General features: G+C 68.1%; 22 protein-coding genes. 5 read left to right on the top strand and 17 right to left on the bottom strand.

Annotated features, from left to right (window positions below; all coding sequences use genetic code 11):
• Nucleotides 1-55 precede the first annotated feature (55 nt).
• The 5 genes from ispG to ACJH6J_RS09340 form a co-directional block, all read right to left on the bottom strand.
• Nucleotides 56-1,222 (bottom strand): flavodoxin-dependent (E)-4-hydroxy-3-methylbut-2-enyl-diphosphate synthase, encoded by a 1,167-nt coding sequence (ispG, locus tag ACJH6J_RS09360; RefSeq protein WP_061009581.1) that lies wholly within the window; start codon nucleotides 1,220-1,222, stop codon nucleotides 56-58.
• Nucleotides 1,223-1,231: 9 nt separating this feature from the next.
• On the bottom strand, nucleotides 1,232-2,467 hold the full coding sequence (locus ACJH6J_RS09355; RefSeq protein WP_406774917.1) for a M50 family metallopeptidase: 1,236 nt from the start codon (nucleotides 2,465-2,467) through the stop codon (nucleotides 1,232-1,234).
• Nucleotides 2,464-3,624, bottom strand: coding sequence for a 1-deoxy-D-xylulose-5-phosphate reductoisomerase (gene dxr, locus ACJH6J_RS09350; RefSeq protein WP_406774916.1), 1,161 nt, complete (start codon nucleotides 3,622-3,624; stop codon nucleotides 2,464-2,466). Before dxr ends, ACJH6J_RS09355 begins: the two co-directional genes overlap by 4 nt.
• An 86-nt stretch (nucleotides 3,625-3,710) precedes the next feature.
• On the bottom strand, nucleotides 3,711-4,511 hold the full coding sequence (locus tag ACJH6J_RS09345; RefSeq protein ID WP_406774915.1) for a DUF4097 family beta strand repeat-containing protein: 801 nt from the start codon (nucleotides 4,509-4,511) through the stop codon (nucleotides 3,711-3,713).
• A gap of 44 nt (nucleotides 4,512-4,555) precedes the next feature.
• A complete protein-coding gene (locus ACJH6J_RS09340; RefSeq protein WP_406774914.1) occupies nucleotides 4,556-5,059 on the bottom strand; it encodes a histidine kinase in 504 nt (167 codons plus the stop codon).
• 164 nt (nucleotides 5,060-5,223) lie between these two features.
• On the opposite strand from ACJH6J_RS09340, the gene ACJH6J_RS09335 reads away from it, so the two are divergent.
• Nucleotides 5,224-5,478: a DUF2631 domain-containing protein gene (locus ACJH6J_RS09335; RefSeq protein WP_212811827.1), complete on the top strand. Its 255-nt coding sequence runs from the start codon at nucleotides 5,224-5,226 to the stop codon at nucleotides 5,476-5,478.
• 65 nt (nucleotides 5,479-5,543) lie between these two features.
• On the opposite strand, the gene ACJH6J_RS09330 is transcribed toward ACJH6J_RS09335, so the two are convergent.
• From ACJH6J_RS09330 to ACJH6J_RS09315, 4 genes are read right to left on the bottom strand one after another with little or no spacing between them, the layout of a single operon-like run.
• A complete protein-coding gene (locus tag ACJH6J_RS09330; protein WP_406801329.1) occupies nucleotides 5,544-6,287 on the bottom strand; it encodes a YoaK family protein in 744 nt (247 codons plus the stop codon).
• 53 nt (nucleotides 6,288-6,340) lie between these two features.
• A complete protein-coding gene (locus ACJH6J_RS09325) occupies nucleotides 6,341-6,715 on the bottom strand; it encodes an FHA domain-containing protein (RefSeq protein ID WP_061001106.1) in 375 nt (124 codons plus the stop codon).
• The gene (locus ACJH6J_RS09320) at nucleotides 6,712-8,388 is read right to left on the bottom strand and encodes a SulP family inorganic anion transporter (protein ID WP_406801330.1); all 1,677 of its coding nucleotides are present in this window, start codon (nucleotides 8,386-8,388) and stop codon (nucleotides 6,712-6,714) included. The genes ACJH6J_RS09325 and ACJH6J_RS09320 overlap by 4 nt, the downstream gene beginning before the upstream one ends.
• On the bottom strand, nucleotides 8,385-8,762 hold the full coding sequence (locus tag ACJH6J_RS09315) for a metalloregulator ArsR/SmtB family transcription factor (protein WP_029118369.1): 378 nt from the start codon (nucleotides 8,760-8,762) through the stop codon (nucleotides 8,385-8,387). Before ACJH6J_RS09315 ends, ACJH6J_RS09320 begins: the two co-directional genes overlap by 4 nt.
• Before the next feature lie 146 nt (nucleotides 8,763-8,908).
• Here ACJH6J_RS09315 and ACJH6J_RS09310 point away from each other — a divergent pair, with 146 nt between their 5' ends.
• Both ACJH6J_RS09310 and ACJH6J_RS09305 read left to right on the top strand, forming a co-directional pair.
• A complete protein-coding gene (locus ACJH6J_RS09310) occupies nucleotides 8,909-10,249 on the top strand; it encodes a hypothetical protein (RefSeq protein ID WP_212811830.1) in 1,341 nt (446 codons plus the stop codon).
• Between the two features lie 25 nt (nucleotides 10,250-10,274).
• Complete coding sequence (locus tag ACJH6J_RS09305) at nucleotides 10,275-10,814, top strand: TetR/AcrR family transcriptional regulator (protein ID WP_212811831.1); 540 nt, start codon at nucleotides 10,275-10,277, stop codon at nucleotides 10,812-10,814.
• Between the two features lie 4 nt (nucleotides 10,815-10,818).
• Here the strand turns inward: ACJH6J_RS09305 and rlmN are convergent, their stop codons facing one another.
• On the bottom strand, nucleotides 10,819-11,916 hold the full coding sequence (gene rlmN, locus ACJH6J_RS09300) for a 23S rRNA (adenine(2503)-C(2))-methyltransferase RlmN (protein ID WP_212811832.1): 1,098 nt from the start codon (nucleotides 11,914-11,916) through the stop codon (nucleotides 10,819-10,821).
• 94 nt (nucleotides 11,917-12,010) lie between these two features.
• On the opposite strand from rlmN, the gene ACJH6J_RS09295 reads away from it, so the two are divergent.
• Nucleotides 12,011-12,976, top strand: a complete 966-nt coding sequence (locus ACJH6J_RS09295; protein WP_406803846.1) for a DMT family transporter — start codon at nucleotides 12,011-12,013, stop codon at nucleotides 12,974-12,976.
• On the opposite strand, the gene ACJH6J_RS09290 is transcribed toward ACJH6J_RS09295, so the two are convergent.
• From ACJH6J_RS09290 to ACJH6J_RS09275, 4 genes are all read right to left on the bottom strand, one after another.
• The gene (locus tag ACJH6J_RS09290; RefSeq protein WP_020102016.1) at nucleotides 12,867-13,739 is read right to left on the bottom strand and encodes a phosphatidate cytidylyltransferase; all 873 of its coding nucleotides are present in this window, start codon (nucleotides 13,737-13,739) and stop codon (nucleotides 12,867-12,869) included. The genes ACJH6J_RS09295 and ACJH6J_RS09290 overlap by 110 nt on opposite strands.
• A gap of 30 nt (nucleotides 13,740-13,769) precedes the next feature.
• Entirely contained in the window at nucleotides 13,770-14,327 is a 558-nt protein-coding gene (gene frr / locus ACJH6J_RS09285; protein WP_212811834.1) for a ribosome recycling factor, read from the bottom strand.
• Nucleotides 14,328-14,367: 40 nt separating this feature from the next.
• Complete coding sequence (pyrH, locus tag ACJH6J_RS09280) at nucleotides 14,368-15,123, bottom strand: UMP kinase (RefSeq protein WP_406801331.1); 756 nt, start codon at nucleotides 15,121-15,123, stop codon at nucleotides 14,368-14,370.
• 126 nt (nucleotides 15,124-15,249) lie between these two features.
• A complete protein-coding gene (locus tag ACJH6J_RS09275) occupies nucleotides 15,250-15,939 on the bottom strand; it encodes a class I SAM-dependent methyltransferase (protein WP_212811836.1) in 690 nt (229 codons plus the stop codon).
• A gap of 45 nt (nucleotides 15,940-15,984) precedes the next feature.
• On the opposite strand from ACJH6J_RS09275, the gene ACJH6J_RS09270 reads away from it, so the two are divergent.
• Nucleotides 15,985-16,410, top strand: a complete 426-nt coding sequence (locus ACJH6J_RS09270) for a MarR family transcriptional regulator (protein ID WP_318984320.1) — start codon at nucleotides 15,985-15,987, stop codon at nucleotides 16,408-16,410.
• Here ACJH6J_RS09270 and ACJH6J_RS09265 read toward each other — a convergent pair.
• Genes ACJH6J_RS09265 through ACJH6J_RS09255 form a run of 3 tightly spaced genes read right to left on the bottom strand, consistent with a single transcriptional unit; the run spans nucleotide 16,407 to nucleotide 18,644 of the window.
• Nucleotides 16,407-16,856, bottom strand: coding sequence for a DUF350 domain-containing protein (locus tag ACJH6J_RS09265; RefSeq protein ID WP_212811838.1), 450 nt, complete (start codon nucleotides 16,854-16,856; stop codon nucleotides 16,407-16,409). The genes ACJH6J_RS09270 and ACJH6J_RS09265 overlap by 4 nt on opposite strands.
• Nucleotides 16,857-16,875: 19 nt before the next feature.
• Entirely contained in the window at nucleotides 16,876-18,039 is a 1,164-nt protein-coding gene (locus ACJH6J_RS09260) for a glutathionylspermidine synthase family protein (protein ID WP_020102022.1), read from the bottom strand.
• Nucleotides 18,039-18,644: a hypothetical protein gene (locus ACJH6J_RS09255; protein WP_212814847.1), complete on the bottom strand. Its 606-nt coding sequence runs from the start codon at nucleotides 18,642-18,644 to the stop codon at nucleotides 18,039-18,041. Before ACJH6J_RS09255 ends, ACJH6J_RS09260 begins: the two co-directional genes overlap by 1 nt.
• Nucleotides 18,645-18,814 lie beyond the last annotated feature (170 nt).

Genomic DNA, 18,814 nt, shown 5'->3' with positions numbered 1-18,814 from the left:
AGTGTGACCTGGTTGCTAGTTGGGGCTGTCCGTGACCGTAGTCACAGAACTGTGCTCAGCTTACGGTTACGACGGGCGAACCGCTCGCATCGGTTCCCGACTCGGCGGCGATTCGCATCGCCTCTTCGATCAGGGTCTCGACGATCTGCGACTCGGGCACGGTCTTGATCACCTCGCCGCGCACGAAAATCTGGCCCTTGCCGTTGCCGGACGCCACGCCGAGGTCCGCCTCGCGTGCCTCGCCCGGCCCGTTGACGACGCAGCCCATGACGGCGACGCGCAGCGGCACGTCGAGCCCGTCGAGGCCGGCCGACACCGCGTTCGCGAGCTTGTAGACGTCCACCTGGGCACGTCCACAGGACGGGCACGACACGATCTCCAGGCCGCGGGGCCGCAGGTTCAGCGACTCCAGGATCTGGTTGCCGACCTTGACCTCCTCCACCGGCGGCGCGGACAGGGACACCCGGATGGTGTCGCCGATGCCCTCGCTCAACAGCGCGCCGAACGCGACGGCGCTCTTGATGGTCCCCTGGAACGCCGGACCGGCCTCGGTCACGCCGAGGTGCAGCGGGTAGTCGCACTTCGCGGCCAGCTGCCGGTAGGCCTCGACCATGATCACCGGGTCGTTGTGCTTGACGCTGATCTTGATGTCACCGAAGCCGTGTTCCTCGAACAGCGAGGCCTCCCACAGCGCCGACTCGACGAGCGCCTCCGGGGTCGCCTTGCCGTACTTCTCGAGCAGCCGCGGGTCCAGCGAACCGGCGTTGACGCCGATGCGGATCGGGATGCCGGCAGCACCGGCGGCCTTGGCGACCTCCTTGACCCGGCCGTCGAACTCCTTGATGTTGCCCGGGTTCACGCGCACCGCGGCGCAGCCGGCGTCGATGGCCGCGAAGATGTACTTGGGCTGGAAGTGGATGTCGGCGATCACCGGAATCTGGCTGTGGCGAGCGATCTCTGCCAGCGCGTCGGCGTCCTCCTGCCGCGGACAGGCCACGCGCACGATGTCGCAACCGGACGCCGTCAGCTCGGCGATCTGCTGCAGCGTGGCGTTCACGTCGTGGGTCTTCGTGGTGCACATCGACTGCACCGCGATCGGGTAGTCACTGCCGACGCCGACGTCGCGCACCATCAGCTGACGGGTCTTGCGGCGCGGCGCCAGGGTCGGCGGGGCCGGCGGTTCACTACCGACACCCGGCATACCCAAACCGATGGAGGTCATCACGGTCTCCTACTGGAAGATTCGAATGGGGTTCACAAGGTCTGCCGTCACGGTCAGCAGCATGTAGCCGCCGATCACCACCAGCACGACGTAGGTGGCAGGCATCAGCTTGAGGTAGTTCACGGGCGCCGCGGCGACTTTGCCACGGGACGCGCGAATCATATTGCGCAGCTTCTCGAAGACCGCGACCGCGATGTGTCCACCGTCGAACGGCAGCAGCGGCAGCAGGTTCACCGCGCCCAGCACGAAGTTCAGCTGCGCCAGGAAGAACCAGAACATCACCCACAGGCCGCGGTCGACGGTGTCGCCGCCGATGATGCTGGCCCCGACGACGCTGATCGGGGTCTCCTTGTCGCGCTCGCCGCCACCGATCGAGTGGATCAGGGCACCGACCTTGGTCGGGATCTTCGCCAGCGACTTGCCCAGTTCGACGGCCAGATCGCCGGTGAAGGTGAACGTCGCGGGCACTGCGGTCAGCACGTTGTACTGCGTCGGTCCGGGCTGCGGCGCCGCGGTCACGCCGATGGCACCGACCGTTGCAGCGGTGTCGGAGTCTTTGTTCGTGAATCGCTGCGTCTGCTCGACGTTGACGGTGGTGGTGAACGTCTGGCCGCCGCGTTCGTAGACGACCGGGACAGTGCCGCTCAGGCCACGGATGGCCTTCGCCATCTCCTCGAAGGTGCTGACCGGCTTGTCGCCGACCTTGACCACCGTGTCACCGGCCTTCAGGCCCGCCGCCGCGGCGGGGCCGGCGCCCGGGTGCGGGCACGGCCCGAACAGGTTGTCCCCCGTCTTGGTGATCTGCGGCGCCACACAGGCGGTCTCACCGATCTCCGCGGTCGTCGTCGGGTGCAGGTTGGGCAGGCCCCACGTGACGGCGATGCCGTAGATCAGCACCAGGCCGATGATGAAGTTCATCGCCGGTCCGGCGAACAGGACGGCGACGCGCTTCCACACCTTCTGCTTGTACATCGCGTAGGGCTCGTCCTGCGGCGCGATCTCGTCGACCGACGTCATGCCCGCGATGTCGCAGAAGCCGCCCAGCGGCACGGCCTTGAGCCCGTATTCGGTGGTGCCGAGCCGGTTGGGCCGGTGCGTGGACCACAGCGTCGGGCCGAAGCCGACGAAGTACCGCCGCACCTTCATCCCGGTGGCCCGGGCGACCCACATGTGACCGCACTCGTGCAGGGCCACCGAGACCAGAATGGCCAGCGCGAAGAGCGCAATACCGATCACGAACATCATCGGGCGGGCACAACCTCCTGTGCGACGATGCGCCGCGCCCGGTCCCGGGCCCAATCCTGCGCATCGAGTACGTCATCCACGGTACTGGGTTCGGCGGCCCATTGATCCGCAGCGCCCAGCACTTCAGCAACGGTCCGCACGATCGCCGGGAACGTGATCCGGCCGTCGAGGAACGCGGCCGCGGCCTCTTCGTTGGCGGCGTTGTAGACCGCGGTCAGGCAACCGCCGCGGGTACCCGCCTCGCGGGCCAGCCGGACCGCAGGGAAGACGTCGTCGTCCAGTGGCTCGAACTCCCAGGTCGCCGCCGTGGTCCAGTCGCACGCCGAGGCGGCGCCCGGGACGCGGGCCGGCCAGCCCAGCGCCAGCGCGATGGGCAGCTTCATGTCGGGCGGGCTGGCCTGCGCAAGCGTCGAGCCGTCGGTGAACGTGACCATCGAATGCACGATGGACTGCGGGTGCACCACGACGTCGATGCGGTCGTAGTCGATGCCGAACAGCAGGTGGGTCTCGATGAGCTCGAGCCCCTTGTTGACCAGCGACGCCGAGTTCAGGGTGTTCATCGGGCCCATGGACCAGGTCGGGTGGGCACCGGCCTGCTCGGGCGTGACGGCCTCGAGGTCCTTGGCCGCCCAACCGCGGAACGGTCCGCCCGACGCGGTGAGCACCAGGCGGGCCACTTCGTCGGCGGTGCCACCGCGCAGGCACTGGGCCAGCGCCGAATGTTCGGAGTCGACGGGCACGATCTGGCCGGGCTGCGCCGCCTTGAGCACCAGCGGGCCGCCGGCGACCAGCGATTCCTTGTTCGCGAGGGCGAGCCGGGCACCCGAGTGCAGTGCGGCCAGCGTCGGCTTCAAACCGAGCGCGCCGACCAGAGAGTTGAGGACGACGTCGGCCTCGGTGTCCTCGACCAGCCGAGTGGCGGCGTCGTCACCCGCGTAGGTGACGTCGCCGATGCGCTCGGCTGCGGTGGGGTCGGCAACGGCGATGTTGGTGACGCCGGTCTCGGTGCGCTGCCGGGCCAGCAGTTCGGCGTTGCCGCCGCCGGCCGCCAGGCCGACGATCTCGAACCGGTCGGGGTTGGCGGCGATCACCTCCAGCGCCTGGGTACCGATCGACCCGGTACTGCCGAGCACCAGGACTCGTAGCCGCTCACTCACGTCTCTATTGTGCCGCCCCGGCCTGGCTTCGGCGCCGTCGGTGGCACATCCAGATCAGCAATGACGGATCGCCGGGACGGGCCGCGTCAGGCAGGCACGGTCGTGGCGCGGCGGATCGTGATGTCGCCCGAGGCGGTGCGGGCGTGCACGGTCAGCCGCCGGTCGTCGTGCTCGGGGCCCGCGGCGGGAGTCAGGTCGCTGCGCACGGTCCCCGACCGGCTGTCCAGATCGAGGTTCGCGGCGGTCCCCTGGGCCACGCCGACCTCGACGTCGCCGCTGGCGGTCGCGGCGGAGATCGATCCCGACTCGGCGCCGGCGACGGTCAGCGATCCGGATGCGGTCCGGCTGTGCACGCTCCCGCGCAAGGTGCCGACGGTCGCCGAACCGCTGGCCGCCTGGAACTTCAGGCCGCCGTCGAGGCCGTCGATCGACAGCTCCCCCGACGCCGTGGCTACGTTGGCGTTGCCCACCACGCGACGAGCGGCAACGTCACCGGAAGCGGTGGCGGCCTTGATGTTTCCCTCGACAGCGTCGAGCGCAGCGGTGCCACTGGCAGCGTCGAACCGGCAGTCGCCGATCGTGCCGTCGACCCGCAGGTCCGCTGACGACACCGCGACAGCGAGCCTCGACAGCGACGGCATCGCGATGTCGACGTTGACCGCGCCGCGCGACAGTGACAGCAGTTTCTTGCCGACGGTCACCGTCAGCGCGCCGTTGGCGAAATCGATGTGCGCCTGCTCGGCCCCTCGGACGTCGGCTGCCCGCAGCGGGTCACGCGGCGTGACGCGCACCTCGGTGTCAGCGCGGTCGGCGGCGGTGATGCGCACCGCGCCGGCACCCAGTTCGATCGTGGCGGTGATGGGGCCGGGCGTGGGAAAGGTTCGCATTGTGGTCTCCGATCGGTGGATGGGTTTTCTTCGGTTCGGCGTCGTCAGCGGACCCAGCCGGTGACGGTGTTGCCGCGCTTCCGGTCACGTGGCGCCGGCCCGCCGAGCGCGGCGCCGACCGCGCGAACCAGCCAGGCGTTGACCGACAGGCCGTCGCGCCGGGCGGCGGCGTCCACGCCGCTGCGCAGCCCCTCGGGCAGCCGGAGGGTGACGCGCCACGTGCCGCCGTCGTCGCCGGCCGGGACTGCGACGTCCCCGTCAGGCAGCTCCGCATCGGGGTCGGCACTGCGTGGATCGGCTTCGGCCGACAGCCCGGTCACGGCGAATTCCGGGTCTCGACCGCGCAGGCGCACGTCGACCGACGCGGGCGCCAGCTCGCGGGTGATGTGCTCGGCCGCCTCCGACAGCGCCTCGAGCAGCGCGAGCCGCAAGGCGGAGTCCAGCGGCGCGGTGAGCCGTTCGGCGAGTTCAGCGGCTTCCTCGCCGCCGGCCGCAGCGGCGATTTCCAACTCCAGCCGAACTCCGTCGACATACGGTTGCAGATCCATGACACCAATATGACACCATTACGGTGTCACCACAAGCGTCATTTTGACGCCACACATCGCGGCGCCCGCGCCGACGACACCCACCCGCAGCGCTCCTCCCACGAATACGACCGAGCGTCGTATGTAAGAATGTCGGCAATCCACCGGATCGTTAAGGAGTAGCCGTGGCCACCACCGAGGTCGAACGAAGCACCGGAGTCGACGTCGAGGACGTCCCCTCTGCCGAGTGGGGCTGGTCCAAGATGAACCGCGGCGTGATTCAGGCCGGTGGCATCCTGTCGGCCATCTTCCTGCTGGTGATGCTGCGCGGTAACCACGTCGGCCACGTCGAGGACGCCTGGCTGATCGGCTTCGCCATCCTGATCATGGTGATCGTCGTGCGCGGCTGGTGGCTGCGTCGTCGCGGCTGGATCCGCTGACCTCGATCTTTTACGGCAAAGGCCACGAACTCTCGCGAGTTCGTGGCCTTTGTCGTTGACGCGTTCTAGGCGGCGGCCTCGGGCTCCCGGTGCCGCTTGTCCGAATGGAAGAACGTCACGAGTGTCGTTGCGCCACAGATCAATCCAACGGTGCCGATCAGCTGCGGGCCGGTGAGGCGGTCCGCGAGCCCGCCACCCACGCCCGCGCCGATCATGAACGACCCCAGCAGGGCGAGATAGCCGAGCCAGTCGTAGACGGTGCCGTTGCCGCAGATGTGGCGTTCCAGCCCCTGTCCCAGCTTGACGACCGTGCCGGTGACGTAGCTGAGCGGTACCGCTACCTCACCGTTCTTGACGAAGCTGGTGTTCAGCGCGCCCACCGAGAAACAGATGATGAGGATGCCGGTGAAGTTGACGTCCTCGTAGTACCAGCCGTCCTCATAGAGCTCGACGACGGACGCCACCAACAGGCCGAAGGTCACCAGGGCCGTGGCCCCGTGCGGATGGTTCTGCCAGTACCTGCGCCGCAGGAACGACGCCACGAAGACCCCCGCCAGGAAGCAGGCCATCAACCACAACGCCGCCTGCGGCCCGGCTCCGGACACTTTCTGCCGTTCCGCGACGTCGAACCAGCCGAGTACGGCGCGTTCGGTGTTGCCCGTCATGAAGGTGACGAAGTATCCGGCACTGTGCAGGAACGCGACCGCGCCGATCATGCCGGCCAACCACGACAACAGCCACGACAACCGGGCCTCCGGTCCGATGGCGGCTTCCTTGCTCACAACCCTGTCTGGCGACTGCTCATCCACCGGCACATTATATACGGCAGGGTCGGCGGACGGCCCAGATCAGACCGGCGCGGTCACCGGTCCTGCGACCGGCAGGTGAAGCCGAGGCGGAACTTGCCGATCTGGATTTCGTCACCGCTGGTGAGTGGGAGGGCCTGAACCGGGGTCCCGTTCACATAGGTGCCGTTGAGGCTGCCGGCGTCGATGATCCAGTATTCGTCGTCCAGCCAACGGATTTCGGCATGGTGCCGGCTGACGGTGATGTCATCGAGAAACACCGCGCTGTCGGGGTGCCGGCCGGCGGCGACGACTTCGTCGGCCAGCAGGAACTGGCCGCCGGGTCCGGGACCGCGGTTGATCACCAGGACACCCGAGCCCGGGCGTACCTCGGACGCCTTCCGGTGGACGGCAACGTCGTCGCCGAGGCGTGGCTCGTCGATCAGACTCATATCGGGTTTCCTTTGCCTGGATGGGTTTTCGAGGCGCTGCGGGTGGTGTGGCTGCGGGCGTGGGCGATGGCATCGTCCAAGTTTTCGATGAGATGGTTCTCGTGCCGCAGGGAGTCGATGATGCCGACGCCCGCGAGGAGGTCCCGGTGCTCGGGCCTGACCCCTTTGATGATCACGGTGATGCCGCGCGCCTCGAGGTCTTCGACGATCTGCGTCAAGGTGTGCGCGCCTGTCGCGTCGAGCATGCCGAGCTGCGACAGCCTGATGATGACGACGGACGTCTCGGGATGGTTGCCGTCGGTGATCGCGGTCGAAATCCGTTCGGCCGCACCGAAGAACATCGCGCCGTCGAGCCGCAGCACGGCGATGCGCTCGTCGCCCGGCACATACGGCCCCGGCAAGTCCTCGCGGGTGACGCTGCTGCGCCGGGCCAGGGTGCGCAGCGCGAACAACGCCGTCGCCGCGATCCCGATCTCGACGGCCTGGATCAGGTCGAAACAGACTGTGACGGTTGCGGTCAGCACAAACGTCAGCGCGTCCGAACGCGTCGACCGCAGAATCCGCATGACCGTGTGCGGCGAGATCATCCGGAACGCCGTCACCATCAACACGGCCGAGAGCGCCGCGAGCGGAATGGTCCCGACCAGTCCGCTGACGAGGTACACCACGGCGAGCAACACCAGCGCGTGCACGATGGCCGCGACGCGGGTTCGCGCGCCGGACCGCACGTTGACCGCGGTGCGGGCGATGGCGCCGGTGGCCGGCATACCGCCGAACACCCCGGATGCGACCGACGCCAACCCTTGTCCCACCAGTTCGCGGTTCGGATCGTAGGGCCCCGTCGGGGACATCGTCGCCGCGACCCGCGCCGACAGCAGCGATTCGATGGCGGCCAGCGCGGCGATCGCCAGTGCCGCGCCGAACAGGGAGTGCAGCACCGCGAGGTCGGCGTGCGGCCAGACGGGAGCGGGCAGCCGCGACGGCAGCTCCCCGATGCGGGGCGCGGACATTCCGGTACCGGCCACCAGTGCGGTCGCCACAACAACGGCCACCAGGGACGCCGGTACCGCGGGATGCAGCCTGGGCAGCCCGATCATCAGGACCGCCACCAGCGCTGTGACGAGCAGAGCCGGCCGCGCCGCGTCCATATCGATGTGCGAGACGACGACGCCCGCGGCCACCAACGGGGACCGTCCGGCCGGTGCCGCCTGCCCGAATGCGGCCGGAACCTGCTGCAGGAAGATGATGGCCGCGATGCCGAGGGTGAATCCTTCGATCACCGGCCACGGAATGAACGTCACCGCGCGTCCCACGCCGGTGAGGCCGGCCACCGCGACGATGATCCCGGCCAGGATCGTGACCGCGGCGACGCTGCCCAGTCCGTACTGCGCGACGATCGGCGCCAGCACCACCGTCATCGCCCCGGTCGGCCCCGATACCTGAACGTGCGATCCGCCGAAGACCGCGGCCACCAGACCCGCCACAACCGCCGTGACGAGACCGGCCGCCGCACCTACACCCGAACTGATGCCGAACGCCAGCGCGAGCGGCAACGCGACCACTCCGACCGTCACGCCGGCGAGGACATCGCGGCGCCACGAGCGACTCAGGCCGGCATAGTCCGCGCGCGACGGCAGCAGCCGGGTGATGCGGTCGGCGGTGAGCGTGGTCATCGGCTGGTGCCGATCGGCGGCAACGAGCCGACGGCATCGAGCTGATCACGTTGGGCGGCAAGGGTATCGGCGAGGAAGGTCCGCGCGATGAGCAGCAGTTCGGCGATCTTCGGATGCGCCAGCGTGTAGTACACCGCGTTGCCGGCCCGGTAGCCGCTGACCACGTGATGACGTTTGAGCACGGCCAGATGCTGGGAGAGCAGCGTCGGTTCGATATCGCTGGCCGCGAGGATGTCGCTCACCGGAGTCGGGCCCTCGGAGGTCGACAGGATCTCCAGCACCCGGATGCGCGCTGGGTGCGCCAGCGCTTTGAAGAGGTTCGCCTTGATCTCGTACAGCGGCCGTTCGGGACCGTCGAGCACGCTGTCGACCATCTACGGCCCCCTATTTGATGGATTGAAGAAATTCTCAATCCATCATAGCGTGGCAGGCCCTCCCGACCGATTCGCCAGGTGACCTTCCCCCAGACAACTCACAGGCTCGCGCAGCGAAATATTGTGGGCTGGGTAACATTCGCGATATGACCGTAGCCGACAACACGATCGACCTGGGAGATCAAGCCTCCTTCACCGGCTTACGGGCGCTGGGCCGCGGCCCGCTCATCCAATACACCTGGATCTACGAACATCCGGTGAACCTGGATGGCCTGCGCCGCCTGCACCGCAACCTGGGTAGCGGCGGCCTGCTGGGCCGCCGCATCGAGCGGTCGCCGCTGCCGTTCGGCCGCCACCGGTGGGTCCGCTCCACCGGGCCGGTGGACCTCGACATCGCTCCCGGGACGCGGCCCGTCTCCGAGATCAACGACTGGGTCAACGAACGCGGCTACATCCCCGTCGACCCCGAGCACGGTCCGCCGTGGCACCTCGGCGTGCAGCAACTCGAAGGCGGCGGCGCGGCCGTGTCGCTCGTGGTGTCGCACACCGTCGGTGACGGCCTGGCCATTGCCGAGGCCGTCGCCGACGCGGTCAACGGGTCGCCGCGCGATCTCGGCTACCCGATCGCCGGGGCCCGTACCCGGCGCGAGGCCCTGCGCGAAGACCTCCGCCAGACGGTGCGCTCGGTGCCCAGTTGGTTCAAGGCCGTGGTCGGCGCGGTCAAGATCGCCCGCGACCAGAAGGGCGACCTGGCGGCGTCGGCCAAATCGGTGAGCGCGCCGGTGTCCAGCGGGATCACCACGCCGGTGACGCCGCCGTTCGTCGTCGTCCACATCGGCATCGACGAGTGGTACCAGCGCGCGAAAGCCCTCGGCGGCACCAGCAACGTGCTGTTCGCCGCGCTCGCTGCCCGGCTCGGGCTGGTGGTGGGCCGGTTGGGCGACGACGGCCGCGCCATGCTGTCGTTCCCCGTCAACATCCGCACCGAGGGCGACACCCGGGGCAATGCCCTCAGCACCATCACCGTGATGGCGGATCCCGAAAAGGTCAGCACCGACCTGTCCGAGTTGCGCAGCGACGTCAAGCGCGAACTGGCCGGTGTCGACGAGTGGACCCGCATGATGCTCACGCCGCTTCCCCTCACTCCCCTGGTGCCGAAGTTCGCGGTGCGGCGGCTCGAGAAGATGGTGCTCAAGGTCGGCAAGCCCATCGGTTGCTCCAACCTGGGCCAGTTCCCGCCCGCGTTCAACCGGCCCGACGGGACCGACGCCGACAATTTCCACGCCCGCCTGGTCGAGCCGGGCCTGACCCCGGTGGACCTCGAGCGTCTGAACGGCCACCTGTTCCTGGTGTTGTGCCAGACACCGACGTCGATGATCGTGACGGTCACCGCATGGGAACCGGGCGAGACGAACACCAAAGCGGCACTGGCTGATTCCACCCGCAAAGCGCTGGCCGAACTCGGACTCACCGGAACCGTCGACTAAGTTACCGGGTAGTACCATCTGTTTCGTGGACAGCACGGCGAGCAATCAGGGCAGCTCCGTCGAGGACGCCTCGACCCCGAGCCGAATCCTGGTGGCCACCGCGGAAGTGCTTGCCCGTCAGGGCCAGACCAAGCTCAGCCTGTCCGAGGTCGCCACGCAGGCCGGCGTCTCGAGGCCCACCCTGTACCGCTGGTTCGCCTCCAAGGAGGCTCTGCTCGAGTCGTTCGGACGGTACGAGCGCGACTTGTTCGTCGACGGCATGACCGCGGCCACCGAAGGGCTGCGCGGCAACGAAAAGCTCGATGCCGCACTGCAATTCATCGTGCAGTACCAGAAGACCTATTCCGGCGTACGGGTCATCGACATCGAACCGGAGGCCGTGCTCGCCCAGCTGCCGAACGTGGTGCCGACCATGCGTGCCCGCCTGCAGAAGCTGCTGTCCGGGCCGAACGCCGAACTGAAGGCCGCCACGGCCATCCGGATCGCGGTGTCGCACTACCTCGTCCCGAGCGACGACACCGAGCAACTACTGGCGCAGCTGCGGCACGCCGTCGGTTTGCGCTAGCCGGCTAGCCCTCGGCCGCCAATTGCCCACAGGCAGCGGCGATTTCGCGGCCGCGGGTGTCACGCACCGTGCAGGACACCCCGGCGGCCTGTACCCGGCGCACGAACTCCCGCTCGACCGGCTTGGGACTCGCGTCCCACTCGCTGCCGGGGGTCGGGTTCAGCGGAATCAGGTTCACGTGCACCAGCGGACCGAGCGCGCGGTGCAGTTTCTTGCCCAAAAGGTCTGCGCGCCAAGGCTGGTCATTGACATCGCGGATCAGCGCGTACTCGACCGACACCCGGCGACCGGTGACGTCGGCGTAATACCGGGCGGCCTCGAGAACTTCGGAGACCTTCCACCGGTTGTTGACTGGGACCAGCGTGTCGCGCAGCTCGTCGTCGGGGGTGTGCAGTGACAGCGCCAGCGTCACCCCCAGCTTCTCGTCGGCGAGTTTGCGGATCGCGGGTGCCAGGCCGACGGTCGAGACCGTCACCGACCGGGCGCTGATCCCGAAACCCTCCGGCGGCGCCGCGGTGATCCGGCGCACGGCGGCCACGACCCGGTTGTAGTTGGCCAGCGGCTCCCCCATGCCCATGAAGACGATGTTGGACAGCCGGCCGTCGTGCTCGTTGCGCATGGCGGCCGACGCCGCGCGGACCTGCTCCAGGATTTCGGCGGTCGAGAGGTTCCGCTTCAGGCCGCCCTGACCGGTGGCACAGAACGGGCACGCCATGCCGCAGCCGGCCTGCGACGAGATGCAGACGGTGTTGCGCTGCGGGTAGCGCATCAGCACCGACTCGAACGTGGTGCCGTCCACCGCGCGCCACAGGGTCTTGCGGGTCTCCCCGGCGTCGCACTGAATCTGCTTCGCGGGGGTGATCAGGTCGGGGAACAGCGCCGAGGCCACCTGATCGCGCACCGATGCGGGCAGATCGGTCATCTCGTGCGGATCGGCGATCAACCGCCCGTAGTACTGGTTGGCCAGTTGCTTGGCCCGGAACTTCGGCAATCCCAGCTCGGTGACGGCCGCCACGCGTCCCTCGGCATCGAGGTCGGCCAGGTGCCGCGGCGGCATGCCGCGGCGCGGTGCATCGAACACCAGAGGAAGGGAAACGGCCATAACGGGCTTCAGTATCGCACCGACGGCACCCCCGGGACGAAATCACAGCCGAAAATCGTTGGACTCGGCGTCTATGAACACTCACCATGAGCCCATGCCGCCCCGTCCCGCGTCGCTCCTGGCCTTCGTCTACGCATTGGGTTATCCCATTGGTGCCCTTGCGGTTTCGGCCCTGACACCCATGGCGACGCTGGTGTTCCGATTCGGCCTCGCCGCCGCCATCCTGTCCACGTGGGCCCTGGCCGCGCGTGTGAAATGGCCCACTGGCACGCGGCTGGTGCACGTCGTGATCAGTGGCCTGCTCACGCAGGCCGTGCAGTTCATCTGCCTGTACCTGGCACTGATGCACGGCGCTCCCGCGGTGCTGGGTGCCGTCGTCATCTCGATGAACCCGGTCGCCACCGCGCTGCTGGCCGCCGTGTTCCTGGGCGAGCGTCTGACCGCCATGCGCGTCGTCGCCCTGATCCTCGGCGCACTGGCGGTGCTGGCCGCGTGCGCCCAGCGGCTGCTGATGGTCGGTGGCGTCGACGCGGTGATCGTGCTGCTGGTCGTCTCGCTGCTGGCGCTGGCCTCCGGCGGCGTCTACCAGCAGCGGTTCTGCCGCGGCGTGGATTTCCGCGCCACCGCTGCGGTGCAGAACGCGGCTTCCTTGGTCCCGGTGGCGATTCTGGCCGCCGTCATGCCGTGGACAGTGACCAACGTGCACACCGCGGTGCTGGCAGTGGGGGCTGTGGTGCTGCTCAACGCGACGTTGTGCATGACGATGTACGTGCGGGCCATCGATCGCTACGGCGCCGCCGCGGTGGCCATGCTGTTCGCGGTCATCCCGGCCATCGCCGGCGTGCTGTCGTGGCTGCTGCTGGGCCAGCGCCCAGACCTCGGTGTGGTGGTCGGCCTGGTGCTCGGCGCGCTGGCCTGCTGGCTCAATTCGCGGGCCGTGGCGCGGACCGTCAGGCCAGCAACTCCAGCACCAGCCACGCCGCCACTCCAGACGGCAGAATCGAGTCGATCCGGTCCATCAGACCGCCGTGACCGGGCAGCAGAGTGCCCATGTCCTTGATCCCGAGGTCGCGCTTGACCTGCGACTCCACCAGGTCGCCGAGCGTGCCCGTGATGACGAGCATGATGCCCAGCGGCACACCGACCCACAGCGGCCGGCCCGCCAGGTAGTGCACCGACAGCACCGAGACGACGATGCTGAACAGCAGCGACCCGCTGAAGCCCTCCCAGGACTTCTTCGGGCTGATCGCCGGCACCATCGGGTGCTTACCGAACAGCACGCCCGCGGTGTAGCCGCCGATATCGGAGGCCACGACGCCCAGCATCATGCAGAACACCTGCATGGCACCCTCGTGGTAGCCGCCCTGGTGCGGGTAGATCAGCAGCGCCGTGAAGGCGCCGAACAGCGGTACCCAGGACGCCAGGAAGATCGTCACCGACACGTCGCGCGTGTAGTTGACCGGCGCCGCTTTGAGCCCGCCGGACAACAACCGCCAGATCATGCACAGCGCGACCGTGGCACCGAACGCCCCGAGGGCGCCGGCTTCCCGGTAGGGCCACGTCAGCCAGATCATCGCCTGGCCGCCGATCAGCAGCGGGATCACCGGGACGGCATAGCCACCCTCACGTAGCCGGCGCACCACCTCGTGCGTGGCCAGCGCGACGGCCAGAGCCACCAGCGCCACCCACAGCTGCGGGACGAACAGCAGGGTGGCGATGACGGTGCCGCCCAGGAGGACGCCAACGGAGATGGCGGCGGGCAGATTGCGCCCGGCGCGCGATGTCTTCTTGGGCTCCCCCGTGGGGGTGGTTTCGGTGGCCACGAATGTGCGGATGCGGACGGCTGGAGATCCTCAGACCTCGAGCAGTTCGCCTTCCTTGTGCTTGACCAGCTCGTCGATCTGAGCCGTGTAGGTGGCGGTCGTCTTGTCCAGGTCCTTCTCGGCGCGCGCGACCTCGTCCTCGCCGGCCTCGCCGTCCTTCTTGATCCGGGACAGCTCGTCCATCGCCTTGCGACGGATGTTGCGCACCGACACCTTCGCGTCCTCGCCCTTGCCCTTGGCCTGCTTGACCAGTTCCCGGCGGCGTTCCTCGGTCAGCTGCGGGATCGAGATGCGGATGACGCTGCCGTCGTTGCTCGGGTTGACGCCGAGGTCCGAGTTCCGGATGGAGTCCTCGATGGCCTTGAGCTGGTTGGCCTCGTACGGCTTGATGACGACCAAGCGCGCCTCGGGGACGTTGATGCTCGCCAGCTGGGTGATGGGCGTCATCGAGCCGTAGTACTCGATGTTGATCCGGTTGAACATGCCCGGGTTGGCCCGGCCGGTGCGGATCGACCCGAGGTCGTCACGGGCCACCGCGACGGCCTTGTCCATCTTCTCTTCGGCATCGAAGAGGGTTTCCTCGATCACTTCATCTTCTCCCGTCAGTCCCGCTCGCCCGGCCCCAGCTCTAGCTGGAGACCAGCGTTCCGATCTTCTCACCCGCGACCGCGCGCGCGATATTGCCTTCGGTCAGCAGATTGAAGACCAGCATCGGCATGCCATTGTCCATGCACAGGCTGAACGCGGTGGCATCGGCGACCTTCAAGTCGCGTTCCAACACCTCACGATGGGTGATGCTGGTGATCATCTGGGCGTCGGGCACCTCACGCGGGTCCGCGGTGAAGACGCCGTCGACGGCCTTGGCCATCAGGACCACCTCGGCACCGATCTCCAGCGCGCGCTGCGCGGCGGTGGTGTCGGTGGAGAAATACGGCAGGCCCATGCCCGCGCCGAAGATGACCACGCGGCCCTTCTCGAGGTGCCGACGGGCCCGCAGCGGGATGTACGGCTCGGCGACCTGCCCCATGGTGATGGCGGTCTGCACGCGGGTGTCGATGCCTTCCTTCTGCAGGAAGTCTTGCAGCGCAAGGCTGTTCATCACGGTGCCGAGCATGCCCATGTAGTCACTGCGGGTCCGCTCCATGCCGCGCTGCTGCAACTGCGCACCGCGGAAGAAGTTGCCGCCACCGATGACGACGGCGACCTGGGCACCGGCGCGGACCACCTCGGCGATCTGCCGGGCGACCAGAGCGACGACGTCGGGGTCCAGGCCCACCGCGCCGCCGCCGAACATCTCACCACCGAGCTTGAGCAATACCCGCTTGTAGGCCGGCCGGATCAAACTCTGGCCACCGTTGTCTGCCTCGTTGTCTGGGCTGCCCATCAGACTCCTTCGGTCCCCACAAGTCACAACTGCCCCGGCGATCGGCAGCGGCTCCATCCTGCCTCATGGCGATCGTGCCGGAGGCAAGGAGGGTGGAACCCGATGGGCGGGCGGCTACCCGACGGACTACCCCAGGTGCGCCTGCAACAACCACGCGCGAACCGACTTGAGTCCGTTCGGCTCGTCCCTGACGTCGACGTCGGCGAAACCTCCGCCGGGGGCGCCGGTCGCGCCGAAACCGTCGGGCATGTTGCCGTGGATGCGTGCCGGGGAGATGTCGTCGATCACCCAGTACTTGCCGACGACATCGCGCAGCTCGTCCTCGGTCACCGGGTTGGCCGGGCCGGCGGGCATGCCGCCGCGGTCGAAGACGAGAACGATGTAGGTGGCGCCGGGCGCGGCGGCCCGCACGATCGAGCGCTGGTAGCCGTCCCGGAGTTCGACGGGCATGGAGTGGAACAGCGTGCTGTCGATGATGGTGCCGAAGCGGCCGTCGTACCCGGTGAAGTCGCTGATGTCGGCGACCTCGAAGCTGGCATTGTGGGCGCCGCGCCGGGCAGCTTCGGCCCGGGCCAGTTCGATGGCGGTGGCCGACTGGTCCAGACCCACGGTGGTGAAGCCGCGCTCGGCCAGATAGATCGCGGTGGCGGCCTCGCCGCAACCGGCGTCGAGGACGTCGCCGTGCACCTTGCCGGCGTCGATCAGCGCGGCGATCTCGGGCTGCGGCACGCCGATGCTCCACGGCGGCCGGGCACCCATCTCGGGAGCCTCGCCGCGGTACGCGCTTTCGAACATGGCATCTGTGGGTCTGGTCATACCTCCGGTTTATCAACGAGCTTGATATATGTCAATATAATTGACATGTTCGAAGGTGAAGACGCTCCCCTGGGCTATCTACTCAGCCGTATCGCCAACGCGCTGCGCGCCGAGATCACCGCCAACGTTCTCGAACCGCTCGGCCTGAGCTTCCCGCAGTACGTCTGCCTGCGCATATTGGACAACCGCTCCGGCATGTCCAATGCCGAGATGGCACGCTTCATCGGGGTGTCACCACAGGCGATGAACATCGTGGTGCGCGCGCTGCAGGACCGCGACCTGATCACCCGGCCCTCGACCGTCGCAGCCGGACGCTCCCGGCCCACCGAGCTGACCCGGGCCGGCCGCACCCTGCTGGGCAAGACCGACGCCGGGATTCGCGCAGCCGACGACGCCCTGCTGGCCAACTTGAGCCCGGCCCAGCGCCGGCAGTTCCGCGAGACGCTGACGAGCCTGATGCCGCCCGACTAGAGGATCGCGGCGGCGACGATCAGGCCGAACGCCAGGTACGCGGCCGCGACGTCGAGCACGACCGGGGAGAACTTCTCCTCGTGGAGCATCTCGCCGATGTCGAGGCCCTTGACGGCGCCGATGAGGCGCACCGAAAGCGCCTGTGCGGCAATGCCGACGAGGCCGAAGACCAGCGTCTTGATCAGGCCGCCGGCCAGGTCGCCCGTCGAGCTGTAGATGGCGAGCACCACGATGAAGGCCATCGACAGCACACCCGAGGCGGCCACCGCCGCGGCATTCGGCCGGCCCGAGCGGACCAGCTCGCGCAACGGTCCCGGCGTGGTCCAGTCGATCACGAAGAAGCCGAGGATCATCAGCGCGCCGCCGACGATCGCGTACAGCGCGATGGCCGACGCGCCGTGTCCGACGATGGACCAGTAGTCGTTGCCAAGAGCGGTCAGGGTCATGAAGTTCGTTTCCTTCCGGTCACTGCGGGATGCGGTGGGGCACAAAGGCTGCGCCGTTGTCGGTGACCAGACCCGAGGTCTCGCGGATACCGAGGCCGGCCGATTCGTCGCCGACGATCCAGGCGCCCAGCGCGGGACGCATGTCGTCGAACTGCGGTAGCGGGTCGAGCAACTGGTACACGTAGCCCTCTTCGCCGTACACGCCGCCGGTCTGTGTCTCGTAACCCGCGCCGACGATCGTGACGTTCGCCCCCTCGCGCCCGAGTTTGGGCTTGCGGACGTATTCGGTCAGCTCGTGTGGATCATCGATGTAGGCCGGCAGCAGGTTCGGGTGCCCCGGGTACATCTCCCACAGCACCGCCAGGATGGCCTTGTTGCTGAGCAGCGACTTCCACAGCGGCTCGATCCACATGGTCTCCGGCAGGGATTCGGCCGCGTACTTGCCGAATTCGTCGTCGAGCACCCATTCCCAGGGGTAGAGCTTGAACAGCGTCGAGATCGGGGCGTCTTCCAGATCGACGAAGCGATTCAGGTCCCGGTCCCAGCCCAGTTGCTCGATGGCCAGGCCGACGGTGTTCATCCCGGCCTCGGCGGCGCACTCCTGCAGGTAGGCCAGCGTCACGTTGTCCTCACCGCTGGTGTCCGCAGAGGACCAGGTGAAGTGGGCTTCGTTGCCGGGCAACCGATCCTGGATTTCCTTCCACCGCTCCACCAGCTTCTCGTGCAGCGAGTTCCACTGGTCGTCGGCGGGAAAGACATCGGTCTTCCAGTACCACTGCAGAATCGCGGCTTCGAGCAGCGACGTCGGGGTGTCGGCGTTGTACTCCAGCAGAACCGGGGGCCGGCGGCCGTCGTAACGGAGGTCGAAGCGACCGTAGAGGTGCGGATCGCTACGGCGCCACGACTTTTCGATGTGCGGCCAGCTCCACTCCGGCAACCCGAAGTCGCGGTAGCGCTCGGTCAGCACGATGTTCTCGACGGCTTCCAGGCACATCGAGTGCAGCACCTCGACCGAAGCCTCGATCGAGAGCACCTCGTCCATGTCGAACACGTAGTGCACCGACTCGTCCCAGTACGGACGGTCATTCCCGTGTGCGTCGGTGGCCGGGGTGTCGAAACACATGCCCTGGCTGGCCACGATCTGCTGCCACCCCGGTCGCGGGGCGTGACGTTCGCGCCGCATCAGCTACCGGAGCTTCCGTGGCTCGACGAACCGAAGCCGCCGCGCGACACCGATGACCCCGACTTGGAGATGGAGGTGCCGGATTTTGTTGTGGCCGTAGTGCCTTTCGGCAGGGTCAGGGTGCCACCGTGGGCGATGCTGCCCACGCCGGAGTTGGAGCCGCCGTAGTAGTACCGGTACGGCGATCCCATGTACAGAAACGTGCTGCCGCCGCCGTAGTTGGTGCCGCTGCTGCAGTAGCTGTCCGGCACCACTTCGTTGCTGCCGTCCTTGACGCAGGACGCGCTGATCTGATCGTCGCGATGGAAGATCGCGTAGCCGGCGGCGACCACCGCCACCACGCCGACGCCGACCGCCGAACCGATGAGGACCTTCTTGCCGGTGGCCGCGCGCTTACGCGCCTTCTCGGCTTTGACCCGCTCGATCTCTTCTTCGGCTTCGCGCGCCCTCTTGGCCTTGTCGCGGGCCCGGGCCTCGGCGACGGTCGGCTGCCGCGGCTTGGCGGTGGCCGGGTCCTGCCAGCGGACGGAACCCTGCGGTTCTGCCGGGGGTGCCGGCGGCGTGAACTCCGGTGTCGGATTCGGGGTGGGACCCGCCGGGGGCACCGGCGGCGAACTCGGCTCGGACCCGGGCGCGGGCTCCGGCCCGCCGCCTTGTGCCGACGACTTCCACGGCTGCCTTTCAGCCCCGTTCTCGGGCCCGACAGTCATGCACACCCCCAATTGACGCAACCTGTGAGACAGCATAAGGCTGGCCGCCCGACAAAGCGGCCGTT

Source organism: Mycobacterium sp. SMC-18 (genome assembly GCF_045310895.1).
In the GTDB taxonomy this organism is placed as follows: Bacteria; Actinomycetota; Actinomycetes; order Mycobacteriales; family Mycobacteriaceae; genus Mycobacterium.
This window is presented reverse-complemented; position numbering and strand designations above follow the sequence as displayed.